The organism is Flavobacterium sp. AG291, assembly GCF_003350375.1.
GTDB classification, from domain to species: Bacteria; Bacteroidota; Bacteroidia; order Flavobacteriales; family Flavobacteriaceae; genus Flavobacterium; species Flavobacterium suzhouense.
Genome location: NZ_QQAR01000002.1, coordinates 174843 through 189883 on the forward strand (window position 1 = coordinate 174843; position 15041 = coordinate 189883).

The window sequence follows — 15041 nt, forward strand, 5'->3', positions numbered from 1 at the left end:
GTTACGCAGAATTCCTGCTGGCATTTATGTTCCCAAATAAGGAACGTGTTACTATTTTTTCGTAAATCTCAAGTAATGCATCATCGGTATTGTTCTTTTTAATACCCCTAATTTTATTTAAGGCATACTGTTGTATGGTTAGCAAAGGTAATACAATATGTTCTCTGAGTTTTATGGATGCTTTGCCATCCGGATAATTATCCATCAACTCATCGTATCCTGATATTTTTAATAACAGACGTTTAGTTTCTAAAAACTCATCGTAAATGATTTGCCAGAATTCACCAAACTCAGGGTCTTCCTTCATGTAAGCTGTAAGAGGGAAGAAAGATTTTGACAACGACATCATACTGTTTTCTAAAAGTGTTCTGAAAAACAAAGAATCGCTATACAATTGCTGTACTTTTTCCCATTGCCCATTTTTTTCATAGCGTCCCAAGGCATATCCTACACCATAAAAACCGGGTACATTTTGTTTTAGCTGACTCCATGATCCAACAAATGGAATTGCCCTCAATTCAGAGAAATCCAAAGTAGCTGATTTACTTCTTTTTGAAGGTCGGCTCCCTATGTTGGTTTTCGCATAATAATTTAGCGTACTCATCTGATCCAGATATGATAAAAACTTAGGATGGTTTTTAAAATCAGTATACTTCTCATATCCTAACAGCGATAAATGATCAATCAATTCACGCTGCTCCTGGGTAAATTGTTTTTTCTCTTTATTAAATACGCCATTGGTTATACCAGCACTTAATAAATTTTCAAGATTGAAACGACAAGTATCAAGTGTACCAAAATTAGAACTAATGGTTTGCCCCTGAATAGTTATTTGAATCTCATTATTTTCAATAGTCGCTCCCTGTGAAGCATAATATTTATGAGTTTTACCTCCTCCTCTTGCCGGTGGTCCTCCCCTGCCATCAAAAAAAACAACTTTAACATCATGCTCGCGTGCCATTGCCGTCAGGTTCTCTTTTGCTCTGTAAATACTCCAGTTAGCCATTAAGTAGCCGCCATCTTTAGTACCATCAGAGAATCCTAACATTATAGTTTGTTTATTTCCCCTGTTTTTCAGGTGTTTTGCATACACTTCATTTTCATAAAGAAGTTTCATTACAGCATCTGCATCTTTAAGATCATCTACAGTTTCAAAAAGTGGGACGATATCAACCGGCGGGTTTTCAAAACCTACAAGTCTAAATAGCGTTAAAAGCTCCAAAACATTAAGCGCACTTTCATTATTACTTATAATATATCTGTTGGTTCCCTGAGGACCATTATTTTCTTGTATGTTTTTTATAGCCAGAATAGATTCAAGTGTTTTTATCGTATCCTCATTTTCAAAAAATGAAGGCTCAATTTTTCCTTTCAGCTTACCTAATAATTGGATCTTAGCTTTATTATCCAGATTCTTATAATCCCCGGCTTCAGTATTTTCTTTTGCTAAATAATTTATTACATCACTAAATACTGCATCATGAATTCTGCTATTCTGACGAATATCCAGAGATGCAAAATGAAATCCAAAAAGATTAACCTTATTAATAAGCCCATCAATTTCGTCAGCATAAAGCGCCTGATGTTCATTAACCACTAAATCCCTAACCTCGTTAAGAGCAAGTTTCAGTTCCTCCAGAGTTATATACAATTCCCCCTCAGAATAAAATACTGATCGGTATAGCTTCCCTTCTATATCCGTAATCATTGCTTCAACCCCGGGAAAAGTCAGTTTTCGTTTTAATTTTCGAATATCACCATAATAACATTTAAGAATCGATGTCCTTAATCTATCAGCAACCTTAAGTGTAATCTCAGTAGTAACAAAAGGGTTACCATCACGGTCACCACCTGGCCAGAATCCAAAAGATAATACCGGATGCCTTAATGCTCCCTCACGATAAACGGATTGTTGTACAAAAGATGACATTTCGCCCGCAGCGTGATAAAACACATTCTCAAGATACCAGATGAGACTAACTGCTTCATCGTATGGTGTTGGTTTCTCTTTCTTAATAAAAGGAGTCTTTCCTAATTGAGACAACAAGTCTTTTATCTCAGGAAGGTTGTTATTCTTTATTGCTAAAGTCAGATCGGTAATAATACCAAGCACTGATCCGGGATAGAATTGAGTTGGATGAGCTGTAAGGACTGCTCTTACCTGAAAATCATCCAGGAAATCACGTAATTCATGCATTAACCCCTGACTTTCGGCTTTTTCCCTGCTATAACGCAATGAACCACTTCCTTCAAGATTATTCATTTTTGTAAAAGCTGCATCCTCAATCGCGTCGAATAATACGATTTGACGCTCAACATACTGAATAAAACGGAACATCATACCTATCCTTTCCTTTTCAGTTGTGCCCGGCATATACTTTTCGGCAAACTCATTAAAAATCTGCTCAGGGCTTTGCTCATTCTTAAAACCGTCATCACACATTTCCGAAAACAACGGAAGTAAACTACCGGTATTATCTATAGCCTGAAAAGGTAAAGTCATGAATATACTATTGAATATCTGATATTTGAGCTGTACTTGCTCATTAAAGCGCTCCAGCAATGTAGAAGGATACATATATAAATGTTTTTTGGTAGTTCAATTTAATAAAAAACCCTCATGTAGTAAAACATGAGGGTTTAAAATTTTAATAAAAATCCTTACAGATCTTTAAATATCGTATGCATAAGCCTTTTCTTATCATTGATGCTCTCTTCAAGAGATATCATGGTTTCAGTTCTGTAAACACCTTCAATATCATCAATCATGAAGATTACCTCTTTAGCGTGTTTAGTGTCTTTAGCTCTAATCTTACAGAAGATATTGAACTTACCTGTAGTAACATGAGCTACAGTAACAAAAGGTATCTCATTAATTCTTTCAAGTACGAATTTAGTTTGTGAAGTATTATGAAGGAATACACCAACATAGGCAATGAATGAATAACCTAACTTCTCATAATCAAGAGTTAGTGATGACCCCATGATAATACCTGCATCTTCCATTTTCTTAACCCTTACATGGACAGTTCCGGCAGAGATTAATAGTTTTTTTGCAATATCAGTAAACGGAACCCTTGTGTTGTCAATCAGCATATCCAGAATCTGATGGTCAACTTCATCTAAACGAAATTTGCTCATAAATGTGTCTTTTTAAAGGTTAAAATTGGTTTCTCTTATTCTAATTTTTAAAACCTGTTATTAAAAAATTCATTTATAAGGATTTGTTCTACTTTATTTCCAATCCGTTAACAAATTTTCTTGTCTTACCAACTGTAAAATCCGCTTTATTTCCAATTATTGGCATTTTATTAAGCTCTGAATCTGAAAATTCTTCGTCTAAAACGTCAAATTCTTCGTGACCCCTAAAACCGTCCAAATTACCTATTTCGCTAATTATAGCTTGAAAAATTACAGAATTCTCAAATAGAACTTCCTTATATTGTGATGCAAAATTCGTTATTTTTTCTTTATTTTCATAATTTATCTTAACATTTTTGTAGATGATGTCATAAAAAATAATCTTATTTTGAGGAATATTGAAATATTCTGTTTTTTTGTTAACAACTATAACGTTTTCGTAAATAGCATTAAATCCTGATAATAATGCAAAAAAGATATATTTACGAGATTCTTCTCTTTCATAGTCATTTTGATAATGACCTGCTTCAAATAGCACCGTAGGAGTTCCTAATGACTGAAACATATCACCTATACAGTTGATATTGAACGAATCATCAAATCTACCTACCTGCCCGGGAATATATTGTTGCAATGTTTCATTCATTGCTGCAATAACATTTATAGCTTTTTGTCGGCATTCATTTATATCACGCTCATTATTATAAGAAGGAGCTAAAAAAGAGACTGTAGCAGGCAGCGGCATATTTCCAACCCCAAATATGGTACGCTGATCATGCATATTATAGCAAAAATCAGGTTTAAAAGACTCAAAAGTCTGACGCAATATCTGGCTTTCGGGCTGGGTAAGATTCAATGAATCTCTATTAAGATCTACATCAACGGCATTAGCTCTGGTATAAAGTCGCGCACCATCAGGATTGAGTATTGGAATAATCAAAAAGGTAAAAGCATCTTTAAGCTCTTTAGCCAAATCAGAATCTCCTTTAAGAAGATTAAGGAGATCAAAAATAGCTTTAGTGGTTGTCGACTCATTACCATGCATCTGAGACCATATATATAGTTTAGTTGTTCCACTACCTGCCTTAATACTATATATAGGTTCACCTAATACTGAGTGGCCTAAAATATCTAATTCAAAAACTTCTTTTAATTCCTCAAGAATTGGCTGTATGTGCGAATTGGTAATATAACGTCCAAATAATCTTTCCTCTTTATATTGATTATGCAATTGCTGTAGATTCATAGTTTTTAATTTGGTTACAAAAGTAAATATCTTATTTTTTACAATTGTAAACTTAAAGTTATTTACAATTGTAAACTGTTATAACCATTTATACTCTAGTTAAATACTTACCGCATCAAATACTATATTAAGTTATTTAAAATCAATTATTTAAACAATATAATGTAAACTTTTAGTCTAAGTATATTATATTATTTAAAGATTTCTTTTGTAAGTGATTTGAATTGTTTACATTTGTAATATCACAATCTTTTTAAAATAAGTTACAATGGTAAACACCGATGACTTTATAAAACGACTTGAAATAATACTCGATTATTATAATCTTTCTGCTTCTGTATTTGCTGATAAAATGGGCGTACAACGTTCAGGACTCTCCCATCTTATGTCCGGACGAAATAAACCTAGCTTAGATTTTGTGATGAAAATAATTGAGAATTTCCCTGAAGTTAATTTCTACTGGCTAATGAATGGCGACGGTGATTTTCCAAAAAACGAAGAAACAAAAGATACAAAAACTGAAGTGCCTGTACCTATTTTATCCTCTACTTCTCTTTTTGAAAATAATAATGAGGAAGCATTTGATTTATTTTCTTCTAAAGAAGTTCCGTTCCCGGAAAACAAAACTGAACCTGACTTGTTTTCTTCATCAGTTCAAAAACAAACAGAAACAATAAAACCGACAGATTCCAACTCAATAGAAAGAATAGTAGTATTTTATAAAAATGGAACTTTTAAAAACTATAATCCTGAAAATTAAAAAACCCCGATAGCTTTATAAAAAGCTGACCGGGGCCATTAACCAATAAAACAAACACAAATTATCTTTAATTCGATAATCCCCTCTTCCCGGGGAAATGATATTCAATATATACTTTATTGGCAATAAATTATTTTCCTTATTCTCTTATTGTAAAGATACAACTAGTTGATGTTAAATAAATTAAATAGTTAGTTAAACTATTCTTAATCATTTTTATAGCTATTCTGTGGTACATATCCTAAGACACCTTTATAATTAGACTCTAACACCTTAAAATCTTCTTCTTTATCCCCTGTCAGGTAATACGGAGCTGCAATTTTAACTTCTTTCCTACTATAGTCAAAAGCTACTGCCACAACAGGCACATCTGCTTTTAGGGCAATATAATAGAATCCGGTTTTCCATTCTGTTACTTTTTTTCTAGTTCCCTCCGGCGCGATTGCCAGTCTGAATATTTCACGCTCCTTAAAAATGGCCGCGATCGCATCTACTTTATTCTCATTTTTCTGCCTGTCGAGTGGCGCGCCTCCCATCCATTTAAAATAAGCCCCGAAGGGAAACTTAAACAACTCTTTTTTAGCAACAAAGTGCATCTCCTGACCTATGCTTCCCCTTGAAAATACCCCAATAGCAAAATCAATCCAGCTAGTATGAGGAGCAACTATAATAACGCACTTTTTAATTTCCGGATTCATCCAACCTTTTATATGCCAACCCAGTAACTTAAAAAAGATAAATTGATATATTTTTTTCATAATCTTCTAAAAACACAGCAGTAAAAATAACATATATTTACAAATACAAACGAACTAAGCAATATGACCTTACAAGAGAAGCTAAATCAGTTTGAAAAAGATGGATTTCAGGTAATTGATTCTATATATAGTAGTAACGAGATAAATAATCTATTAAATATAACTAACCACGCAGATACCACTTCGGATACTTTTAGAAAATCTGCCAATCTTTTTGCTATAAGGCAATTTTTAAAAGAAATACCGGAAACATTACCTATAATCTTTAACAACAAGCTTACTGCAATTATAAATACACTGGGAAAAAACTATTTTTCAGTTAAATCAATTTATTTTGACAAGCCAGGAGATTCCAATTGGTTTGTTGCTTATCATCAGGATCTTACAATTTCAGTAGACAATAAAACTGATATTGAAGGCTTTGGTCCTTGGACAGTCAAACAAAATCAGTTTGCAGTTCAGCCTCCGATAGATATTCTTGAAAACATCTTTACAATACGAATTCATCTTGATGATACCAATGAAGAAAATGGTGCGCTAAAGGTTATTCCTGAGTCACATAAAAAAAAGATATACAGGCCTGAAACCATTGATTGGAATACAGAAACAGAAGTTAGCTGCAGTGTGTCAAAAGGAGGAATAATGCTTATGAAGCCTCTTCTTCTACACAGTTCCGGCAGAACTGTAAATGATTTGAGGAGGAGGGTAATACATATAGAATTCAGTAACATAGAATTGCCTGAAAATATAAAATGGTCAGAAAGAATTAATTTCTCTAATATAGAACTCCATGTTTAAAAAGCTGCTCAGCTATTTCATTCCTGTAAATATTTATAAAAAGAATTCAGCCATTAGCCAAAAACTTGAAGTTACCTATAATAATGGGCAGTTGGTTCTGGACTCAAAAAACACTAACTATTCCTACGGCAGCCTTCAGCGTATTTTACGTAAAGGCCTTGACTATATAGGATTTGAAAGAATAAGAGGGTTTAACAATATACTTGTACTCGGTGTGGCCGGAGGGAGTGTTATAAAAACCCTTGCTGAGGAAATAAAATTCCAAGGCAAAATTACCGGAGTTGAGATCGATCCTGCAGCAATTGAAATCGCTAACAAGTACTTTGGTCTTGATAAAATAGAAAATCTGGAAATCGTTATTGATGATGCCTTTGAATTTGTTTTAAAAACAAAAGAAAAATATGATCTCATTATTATTGACATCTTTCAGGATACCCAAATGCCCAACTTTTTGTTTGAAGAATTCTTTATAGACAGAATTAATTTTCTACTTAATGTAAATGGATTTATTTTATTCAATACCATGACACTAACGCAAAAAGATTTCGACAGGAATTTAACTTATCGCTCTCGTTTCAGTAGTAAATATTCTGTGAGAATGTACCCAAAAGTAGAGACACATAATGAGTTGTTTACGATAAAGAAATTAGGGTAATCCACATTCTGTTTTCAGCCTCAGTCGCTGTTGAATACTGTGCGACTGAGACTGAAAACTGATTAAAGCATCCTTTTTGCCTTTTCTAAATCCTCAGGAGTATCAATACCGATACCGACATGACTGGTTTCAACCATTTTTATTTTCTTACCATATTCAAGGTAGCGAAGCTGTTCCAGTTTTTCTGAAGCTTCAAGTGTTTGCATTGGCAGATTGTAAAAATCCATCAGAGCGTGTTTTCTAAAAGCATAAATACCAATATGCTTATAATAACTCACACCTGCTTCCTTATCCCTGGGATATGGGATTACAGAACGTGAGAAATACAATGCGAATTTTTTCTGGTCGACAATAACCTTCACGTTGTTAGGATTTTCAATATCATCCCAATCGGTTATGTGCATCATTACCGACGCCAGGTCAATCTCATGAGCCGTGTCGCCCTTAAAAACCTCGAGTACATCTGCCAACGGTTCTTTGTTGATAAAAGGCTCATCACCCTGAACGTTAACAACGATATCAACATCAAGACTTTCAACGGCTTCTGCAATTCGATCGCTTCCACTTTCGTGCTCTTTGATGCTCATTATGGCTTTTCCTCCATTGGATACTATTTCCTGATAAATAATATCAGAATCAGTAACAACAAACACATCATCAAACAGCCCTGTGCCAAGTGCAGCCTGATAGGTTCTTGTAATTACGGTTTTTCCTCCCAAGTCCTGCATCAGTTTTGCAGGAAAACGGGTCGAGGCATATCGTGCAGGTATAACAGCTATGATTTTCATCGTAGTATATTTTTTTAAATCTTTAATTGTGTATAGTTAATTCAATTTCCCAAAGTCATCAATTGACATAAGAAATAATCCATAAATTATAAATGCTACTATAGTCAATACAGTAACAATTAAGCAAATTAGAAAAATTCTCCATTTCTTACTCATAAAGCTTATTCTTCAAAATAATCGTCTTTAAATCCAATAAGATACAATTTATCCTTTGCCCGTGTAACTGCCGTATACAGCCAGCGGATGTAATCTGTCGTAATGCCTTCAGGCAAATATGGCTGTTCTATAAAAACAGTATTCCACTGCCCTCCCTGCGATTTGTGACAGGTAATGGCATAGGAGAATTTAACCTGTAAAGCATTGAAGTGCGGATTATTCTTCACCTTCATGAACTTTTTATATTGGGGCTCTCCCTCATAATCTTTCATCACTTCCTGATACAGGCGATTCGAATCTTCATAAGACAAGGAAGCTGCTTCCGTTTCAATAGTATCAAGTAACAAATAGGTTTCGATCGGAATTTGGTTAGGATAATCCACCATTCTGATCTTTACCCTGGCAAATTTGAATCCGTAGAGTTCTTCTATCCTGAATATTTCCAGTATTTCAATAATATCACCATTAGCAATAAATCCGGCCTCACTTTTTTCGTCTAGCCAAAAATAGTTATTCTTCACTACCATCAGGAAATCTCCTGTAGAAAGTTCACTTTCACGTGACAAAATGCGGGAACGAATCTGCTGATTGTATTGGTTAGCTCTTTTATTGGAACGTACTATAAATGCTGTATCTTCAATACTATAATTACTATAGGCATAATTAATGGCATCCTGAATATCATAGCCATCTACAAGTCGTATTATATCTTTAAATCCACGTAACTTAAACTGAAAAGTATCTGCAAAAGCCGATTTAAGTACTTCACGAAGTTCTGTCGCATTATAAAGAATTCCCGAATTTTCTTCCTGACGCATTACTTCGTCGAGTTCAATATGTTGAACATCCTTAAAATAATGTATAGAAAGTGTATCAATATCGAGTGCCGGACTAATGTCTGAATTCACAGGTGGCAACTGCGCTGTATCTCCTATTAATAATAACTTACAATTCTTACCGGAGTATACATAAGACATAAGATCATCGAGCAATGAACCATTCTCATACATTTTGGTTTCCTGCATAGTATCTGAAATCATGGAAGCCTCGTCAACTATAAAAATAGTATTGGTAAACTTATTAGGCTGCATTGTAAAACCGACTGCTCCACCACTACCCTTTTTTGGAAAATAAATTCGTTTATGTATAGTAAAAGCCGGTTTATTGGAATAATTGGCAATTACTTTTGCAGCACGACCTGTTGGTGCAAGCAAGACATATTTTTTACTGGCTTCAGCCAAATGATTCACTATAGTCGAAATTATAGTAGTCTTACCGGTACCTGCATATCCTTTAAGTACAAAAATCTCTTCATTATTATTGTTAGTAACAAATTCGGCCGCTTTCTGCAGAAAAATATCCTGTTTTATTGTTGGTTCAAACGGAAATCGCTGGCGCAGAAGTTTATAAAAAGAGGCAGAATTCATTAAAAAAAGAAAGGATTATATTTATTAGCCCAAAGATAACATGAAATTAACGAGTAACCTGTCCTAAACCAAAAAAGAATGTAAATTTGCATTGAAACCTCCTTAAAGAATGAACAACACCATAACTTCCAAGAATTACAAAAAGCTGTCACTACTGGTGTCAGCACATGGAATATCATTTTGTTGTTTTGACACGCTTAACAGGGTGGTTACACATTGCATATCAGAGACATTTTCTAAATACTCCCCTCTTGAAGAAGAACTATGGAAAGTATTTGTAAATAATCCTATACTTACCAATGAGTATGATGAGATAGTTGTACTACACAGTAATAACTTTAATACATTCGTACCGGCTGCAATATTCGACCCAAATTACCCTGGCAGCTATCTGCAATATAATACTAAGGTTTTTGATACCGATTTTTTTGCTGTAGACGATTTGGATAGCTATGAATTACATAATGTTTATGTTCCTATGATGAATGTAAACAACTTTTTAATAGATCAGTTTGGTGCGTTTGAATATAAAAATGCCAACAGTGTCCTGGTTTCAAAATTACTGGACGCATCAAAAAACATTGATGACAAACTCATATTTGTTCACTTTCAGGAAAATCATTTTGAAATAGTTGTTGTACGTAATCAAAAGCTTTTGCTTTATAATTCTTTTGAATATAAAACACCTGAGGATTTCCTGTATTTCTTATTATTTACAATGGAGCAGTTATTCCTAAATCCGGAAACAGCTAAAGTAGCTTTATTGGGTAAAGTAGAAGAAAATGATGCCAACTATTCTATTGCTTATACGTATATAAGACATTTGGCTTTATTCAATACGCAGCCATTACAACAAAAATGGAACAGAAACAAAGAAGAATCACTACAACACTTTATACTATTTAACTCATGAGGATCATTTCAGGGAAATATAAAGGCAGAAGGATAACCGCGCCAAAAAACCTTCCGGTGCGTCCCACGACAGATATGTCTAAAGAATCGTTATTCAATATTCTCAATAACCATTTTGATTTTGACGGACTAAAAGTTCTTGATCTTTTTTCAGGCACCGGTAATATTAGCTATGAGTTTGCTTCAAGAGGAGCGACCGACGTTACATCTGTAGATGGCGATTTTGGTTGCGTAAAATTCATAAAACAAACTAGTGCAGAATTTGAATTTGATATTACAGCTGTAAAAAGCGATGTAATAAAGTTCCTAAAGGGATGTAAATCTTCTTATGATATTATTTTTGCCGATCCTCCATATGATATGGATCAGGCATTGTTTGAAGAAATCGTTACTCTTGTTCTGGATAACGAATTGTTACAGCAGGATGGTATGATGATTATTGAACATTCTAAATACACTAAGCTCAGCCATATGATGAATTTTTCTTTCCAGAAAAATTATGGTGGCTCAGTATTTTCATTTTTTGAATTTGACGAAGAAATAGAAGATGATATTGTTGGCGATGATGAGGATAATGCTTAATTTTCCTGCAAAAATTTTGCTAATAAATTATTTTTCTATTTAATGAAAAAAATATTTTTACTGGTTGTTTTACTGGTAGTTACTTTATCGCAAGCTCAAACTTATATAAAATTTAATGCTCCTACCACCTTACTGGGGGCTCCACAAATTGGCGTTGAAACCAAATTAGGGAAAAAAATTACTTTTGAAGGCGATGTTTTAGGTACTTATTGGGAATCTTTTAATGGAGCACCTCTTAAAGTATTAATGGTATTTGCTGAAGGAAGGTATCATTTTAAGGAGGCATATAACGGGCCTTATGTAGGTGGTCACATTGGAGGTGGCTTGTTTCAATTCCAAAAATGGAATTATATTAATTCCGATAAATACCAAACTGGAGAATCATTATTTTTTGGAGTTTCAGTAGGGTATGAAATAAAAATTAATGAAAAATGGATGATTGATATGTTTATTGGTGGCGGAAACCAACAAGGCCATTACGTAGGCAGACATCTCAATACCGGAGAACGTTATGAGCATTCTGGTTATAACAAAAGTGGTGAATGGCTTCCTTACCGTGGAGGAATAATGTTTTGTTACAAGTTGTAAAAAAAATAAAAAATAGCAGGCCTATAAGCCGGATTCTGTAACCCCGCCCTAAAGCGGGGTTTCTTATCATTTATCTAGTCTCTTCATTACTGAGAGAGATCAATCTGCCTACCCCCCGGCATCGGACGAGCCGCCCTTAATTGCCGGTATACATGGCATTTCACCGCATAGAGTTTACCTGGTTTCACTACAGCATTACCTGTACATACTTTCTGCTGCACTTGTCCTCCCCCGCCGAAACGGAGTGACGGGAATTACCCGCTATGCTGCCCTATGGTGTCCGGACTTTCCTCTCCCCGCCTGAGCGGGCAGCGATAAGATGGCCTGCGGCTGCAAAAGTAGTATTTTCATTCGTACTTAAAAAATTACTTGATTTATAATACAAGATTAAGTTTTAACGTAGTATTCAGAATGCGAGAAAATGTTTAACATTTCGTTGGCTGGGCTAAAAAAGCTAAAGCAGTAATTTTAAGTTGATAAAACAAACTAACTTAAATAACAACATTATGGACCAGCAAATGTATCATTATGCCACAGTATCAAAGGCATTACAGGAATTAAATGATAAAGGTTATACTACTGATTTTAACCTTGAAGAAGATCGTATAAAAAAACATAGCGATGATTTTGAGATACAACATATCTATCGTTACGAAGGTGAAAGTGACCCAGGAGATGAGGCTACTGTTTATGGAATAAAAGCTAAAAGTGGTGAAAAAGGAGTATTTGTTGCAAGTCCGGGAGCATATACTGAGAATGGAGCTGCAAAAATATTGCTGGATATGTCTATCAAAGGAAGATCTGAACAATAGAAACAGCCATGAACAGGCTTCAGAAAAAACTCGAAAAAATAGGAAAAGACCCTATAATAACAGCAAAAGCTGTTGGTCTTCGCTATTCTTTAAACTCTGAAATAGGATACTACAGAAAAAGAAAAGGTAATGGTTTTAGCTATATAAATGAAACTGGCCAAACCATAAAAGACAAAGATATCCTTGACAGGATAAAAAAACTTGTTATTCCTCCTGCATGGGAACATGTTTGGATATCACCTTTCGACAACGGGCACCTTCAGGTTACAGGAACAGACGCAAAAGGCAGAAAGCAATACAGGTATCACCCCAACTGGAATAAAATTCGTAATCAGTCTAAATTTTTTAGATTAAGAAGATTTGCTAATGCATTACCTAAAATACGTGAGCAAGTTGATAAAGACTTAAACCGTAATGGACTTCCCTATGAAAAAGTAATTGCTTTGGTTGTACGTCTTATCGAAATGACTAATATACGTATAGGCAATGATGCGTATAAAAAACTATATGGTTCATTTGGCCTTACCACACTAAGGGATAAACATGTAAAATTTGACGGTGCTACTGTGTGGTTTGAATTCATTGGTAAAAAAGGTATTAAACACAAAATAAAACTACAGAGCCGTAAAATGGCTAATCTTGTAAAAAAATGCAAGGACATTCCTGGCCAAGAATTATTTCAATATTATGACGCTAACAACCATAGGCATACTATTGGTTCGGCAGATGTAAATAATTACATAAAGAATATAACAGGGGAAGATTTTACAGCTAAAGACTTCAGAGCCTGGGCAGGCAGCCTGAATGCACTATGCGCCTTTCATGAAGTAGGTAAATTTACAACGGAAACCGATTGTAAACGAAAAATTGTAGCCGTATTGGATTCAGTCGCTGAAAAACTAGGCAATACACGTACCGTTTGTAAAAAATATTATGTTCACCCTACTGTCATTGCATCTTATGAAAAAGGTTCAATATGGAATTACAAACCGGATAGTAAAAATGATGAATTTAACTCACAGGAAAAAGCATTATTAAAACTTCTTATAAACGAAGACATCGCTGAGGTACTGGCATAAACCTTTTTTCATATTTTTACTGTAATTTCTTACTCCAAAAAACAATGAAAAAATTACTGGTTTCTTTACTTATTGTACTTGCAGCTAATATTCTTCATGCACAATATAACGATCCAAATTTCCCAAAGCCCACATCAGGATATGGCTCAGATGGTGTTCACACAGTAGATGTAATTTCTATAGTAAATCTCAACTTTCCGGGACATGCTATAAAAATTTACCATCCGCAAGATATAAGTACACCTGTACCAACTATTTTTTATAGCCATGCCTATGGTGGAACCGATCCCGATAATATTATTGGCGTACTCGAATTTATAGCAAAAAAAGGATATGCAGTAGTATTTGTTCCTTACCCTACTACAACAGATGTTACAGTGGAAGAACGTTACGGTCAGCTAATTGCAGGTTTCCGTAAAGCTGTTGAATTATATCCGGATATTTTAAATACTCAAAAAGTTGGATTTTTAGGTCATTCTTTTGGAGGCGCCGCATCTTTTGGTATTGCACATGAATGTTTTACTGTCGACGGATGGGGTGAAAACGGAAGGTTTATTTATGCTTTGGCTCAATGGTATGCCTATAATTTAACTCCGGACAATCTTAACGATTTCCCTGAAAACACAAAAGTACTTGTAGAAGTATTCAATGATGACACCACTAATGACCATAGAATGGCTATCGACATTTTTAATCATATAAGTGTTTCTACAGAAGAAAAAGATTTTCTTTTAGTACCATCTTCCACAGTAAATGGCTATACCTATTCAGCGATTCATAATATGCCTAATACATCCGCTGCATTTGACGCTTTGGATTACTATGCATACTATCGTTTTATTGATGCTATAAGTGATTATACTTTCAATGAAAATATAACAGGTAAAGACATGGCCTTAGGAAATGGAAGTGCTGCACAACTTACTATGCCGGAAGGTATGGCAAACTTACAGCAATTTGAAAATCCTCATGCAGTAATTGATCAGAGTAATTACGAATTCAAATGTTCAGATGATCTTAATCCGAGAATTGAATATTGCGAAAGTGTTATGAGCATCCCATCATACGAGTTTTCGGTTCAACTATTTCCTAATCCAATTAGTGATTTTTTATTTATAGAAATACAAAATTCCGATAAAATCAAAGTAGTACTTTATGACACTCTCGGACATGAAACCGGAATTTATAAAGCAAACGAAAATGCTATAAAAATAGATTTGAGCCACTTAGCCGGTGGAATATATTTCGCTGAAATAAATGGCAAAAAAGAAAAAATTATTAAGCTATAATAGTAGTGTTCCCACTGTAAAAATTTTATATTTGTAACTCTTTACAGCCT

The 15041-nt window shown here is 34.4% G+C and carries 15 protein-coding genes and 1 other RNA gene; 9 read left to right on the forward strand and 7 right to left on the reverse strand.

All coding sequences use genetic code 11. The annotated features are described in order from the left end of the window. Position 1: 1 nt before the first annotated feature. The 3 genes from DEU42_RS02810 to DEU42_RS02820 all read right to left on the reverse strand — a co-directional run bounded on the left by DEU42_RS02810 (position 2) and on the right by DEU42_RS02820 (position 4387). Entirely contained in the window at positions 2–2578 is a 2577-nt protein-coding gene (locus DEU42_RS02810) for a phosphoenolpyruvate carboxylase (protein WP_114756756.1), read from the reverse strand. Positions 2579–2661: 83 nt separating this feature from the next. Further along, positions 2662–3141, reverse strand: a complete 480-nt coding sequence (locus tag DEU42_RS02815; RefSeq protein WP_026300077.1) for an Lrp/AsnC family transcriptional regulator — start codon at positions 3139–3141, stop codon at positions 2662–2664. An 88-nt stretch (positions 3142–3229) separates the two neighbouring features. Then, a complete protein-coding gene (locus DEU42_RS02820) occupies positions 3230–4387 on the reverse strand; it encodes a M14 metallopeptidase family protein (protein ID WP_114756757.1) in 1158 nt (385 codons plus the stop codon). Positions 4388–4655: 268 nt separating this feature from the next. Here DEU42_RS02820 and DEU42_RS02825 point away from each other — a divergent pair, with 268 nt between their 5' ends. After that, positions 4656–5147: a helix-turn-helix domain-containing protein gene (locus tag DEU42_RS02825; RefSeq protein ID WP_114756758.1), complete on the forward strand. Its 492-nt coding sequence runs from the start codon at positions 4656–4658 to the stop codon at positions 5145–5147. A gap of 206 nt (positions 5148–5353) precedes the next feature. Here the strand turns inward: DEU42_RS02825 and DEU42_RS02830 are convergent, their stop codons facing one another. Beyond that, positions 5354–5905 carry a 1-acyl-sn-glycerol-3-phosphate acyltransferase gene (locus DEU42_RS02830; protein WP_199509039.1) on the reverse strand — a complete coding sequence of 184 codons (552 nt, stop codon included), beginning with the start codon at positions 5903–5905 and terminating at the stop codon, positions 5354–5356. A gap of 63 nt (positions 5906–5968) precedes the next feature. Between DEU42_RS02830 and DEU42_RS02835 the strand changes: the two genes are divergently transcribed. Both DEU42_RS02835 and DEU42_RS02840 read left to right on the forward strand, forming a co-directional pair. Further along, positions 5969–6703 carry a phytanoyl-CoA dioxygenase family protein gene (locus tag DEU42_RS02835; RefSeq protein ID WP_114756760.1) on the forward strand — a complete coding sequence of 245 codons (735 nt, stop codon included), beginning with the start codon at positions 5969–5971 and terminating at the stop codon, positions 6701–6703. Then, complete coding sequence (locus tag DEU42_RS02840) at positions 6696–7358, forward strand: spermidine synthase (RefSeq protein ID WP_114756761.1); 663 nt, start codon at positions 6696–6698, stop codon at positions 7356–7358. Before DEU42_RS02835 ends, DEU42_RS02840 begins: the two co-directional genes overlap by 8 nt. A gap of 62 nt (positions 7359–7420) precedes the next feature. Here DEU42_RS02840 and kdsB read toward each other — a convergent pair whose 3' ends face one another. Together kdsB and DEU42_RS02850 are read right to left on the reverse strand one after the other, a co-directional pair. Further along, entirely contained in the window at positions 7421–8146 is a 726-nt protein-coding gene (gene kdsB, locus DEU42_RS02845) for a 3-deoxy-manno-octulosonate cytidylyltransferase (protein WP_114756762.1), read from the reverse strand. A gap of 161 nt (positions 8147–8307) precedes the next feature. Beyond that, a complete protein-coding gene (locus DEU42_RS02850) occupies positions 8308–9729 on the reverse strand; it encodes an ATP-dependent RecD-like DNA helicase (RefSeq protein WP_114756763.1) in 1422 nt (473 codons plus the stop codon). Between the two features lie 109 nt (positions 9730–9838). On the opposite strand from DEU42_RS02850, the gene DEU42_RS02855 reads away from it, so the two are divergent. The 3 genes from DEU42_RS02855 to DEU42_RS02865 are packed head-to-tail and all read left to right on the forward strand — an operon-like array spanning position 9839 to position 11811. Beyond that, a complete protein-coding gene (locus tag DEU42_RS02855; protein ID WP_114756764.1) occupies positions 9839–10642 on the forward strand; it encodes a DUF3822 family protein in 804 nt (267 codons plus the stop codon). After that, on the forward strand, positions 10639–11223 hold the full coding sequence (rsmD, locus tag DEU42_RS02860) for a 16S rRNA (guanine(966)-N(2))-methyltransferase RsmD (protein WP_114756765.1): 585 nt from the start codon (positions 10639–10641) through the stop codon (positions 11221–11223). Before DEU42_RS02855 ends, rsmD begins: the two co-directional genes overlap by 4 nt. Positions 11224–11265: 42 nt before the next feature. Beyond that, positions 11266–11811, forward strand: a complete 546-nt coding sequence (locus DEU42_RS02865) for a DUF3575 domain-containing protein (protein WP_114756766.1) — start codon at positions 11266–11268, stop codon at positions 11809–11811. 8 nt (positions 11812–11819) lie between these two features. Here the strand turns inward: DEU42_RS02865 and rnpB are convergent. Next, an RNA gene (gene rnpB / locus DEU42_RS02870) (RNase P RNA component class A) lies at positions 11820–12142 on the reverse strand. 175 nt (positions 12143–12317) lie between these two features. Between rnpB and DEU42_RS02875 the strand changes: the two genes are divergently transcribed. From DEU42_RS02875 to DEU42_RS02885, 3 genes are read left to right on the forward strand one after another with little or no spacing between them, the layout of a single operon-like run. Continuing rightward, positions 12318–12623, forward strand: coding sequence for a hypothetical protein (locus DEU42_RS02875; RefSeq protein WP_114756767.1), 306 nt, complete (start codon positions 12318–12320; stop codon positions 12621–12623). 8 nt (positions 12624–12631) lie between these two features. Beyond that, on the forward strand, positions 12632–13702 hold the full coding sequence (locus DEU42_RS02880) for a DNA topoisomerase IB (RefSeq protein WP_114756768.1): 1071 nt from the start codon (positions 12632–12634) through the stop codon (positions 13700–13702). A gap of 44 nt (positions 13703–13746) precedes the next feature. After that, positions 13747–14991, forward strand: a complete 1245-nt coding sequence (locus DEU42_RS02885) for a T9SS type A sorting domain-containing protein (protein WP_158537847.1) — start codon at positions 13747–13749, stop codon at positions 14989–14991. Positions 14992–15041: the final 50 nt, after the last annotated feature.

What these genes read in the sequence shown, in the direction of transcription:
- DEU42_RS02820 (WP_114756757.1), bottom strand. Translation starts at nt 4,387, where the DNA reads ATGAATCTACAGCAATTGCATAATCAATATAAAGAGGAAAGATTATTT.
- DEU42_RS02865 (WP_114756766.1), top strand. Translation starts at nt 11,266, where the DNA reads ATGAAAAAAATATTTTTACTGGTTGTTTTACTGGTAGTTACTTTATCG.
- DEU42_RS02875 (WP_114756767.1), top strand. Translation starts at nt 12,318, where the DNA reads ATGGACCAGCAAATGTATCATTATGCCACAGTATCAAAGGCATTACAG.
- rsmD (WP_114756765.1), top strand. Translation starts at nt 10,639, where the DNA reads ATGAGGATCATTTCAGGGAAATATAAAGGCAGAAGGATAACCGCGCCA.
- DEU42_RS02840 (WP_114756761.1), top strand. Translation starts at nt 6,696, where the DNA reads ATGTTTAAAAAGCTGCTCAGCTATTTCATTCCTGTAAATATTTATAAA.
- DEU42_RS02850 (WP_114756763.1), bottom strand. Translation starts at nt 9,729, where the DNA reads ATGAATTCTGCCTCTTTTTATAAACTTCTGCGCCAGCGATTTCCGTTT.
- DEU42_RS02825 (WP_114756758.1), top strand. Translation starts at nt 4,656, where the DNA reads ATGGTAAACACCGATGACTTTATAAAACGACTTGAAATAATACTCGAT.
- DEU42_RS02835 (WP_114756760.1), top strand. Translation starts at nt 5,969, where the DNA reads ATGACCTTACAAGAGAAGCTAAATCAGTTTGAAAAAGATGGATTTCAG.
- DEU42_RS02815 (WP_026300077.1), bottom strand. Translation starts at nt 3,141, where the DNA reads ATGAGCAAATTTCGTTTAGATGAAGTTGACCATCAGATTCTGGATATG.
- DEU42_RS02885 (WP_158537847.1), top strand. Translation starts at nt 13,747, where the DNA reads ATGAAAAAATTACTGGTTTCTTTACTTATTGTACTTGCAGCTAATATT.
- DEU42_RS02855 (WP_114756764.1), top strand. Translation starts at nt 9,839, where the DNA reads ATGAACAACACCATAACTTCCAAGAATTACAAAAAGCTGTCACTACTG.
- DEU42_RS02830 (WP_199509039.1), bottom strand. Translation starts at nt 5,905, where the DNA reads ATGAAAAAAATATATCAATTTATCTTTTTTAAGTTACTGGGTTGGCAT.
- kdsB (WP_114756762.1), bottom strand. Translation starts at nt 8,146, where the DNA reads ATGAAAATCATAGCTGTTATACCTGCACGATATGCCTCGACCCGTTTT.
- DEU42_RS02880 (WP_114756768.1), top strand. Translation starts at nt 12,632, where the DNA reads ATGAACAGGCTTCAGAAAAAACTCGAAAAAATAGGAAAAGACCCTATA.
- DEU42_RS02810 (WP_114756756.1), bottom strand. Translation starts at nt 2,578, where the DNA reads ATGTATCCTTCTACATTGCTGGAGCGCTTTAATGAGCAAGTACAGCTC.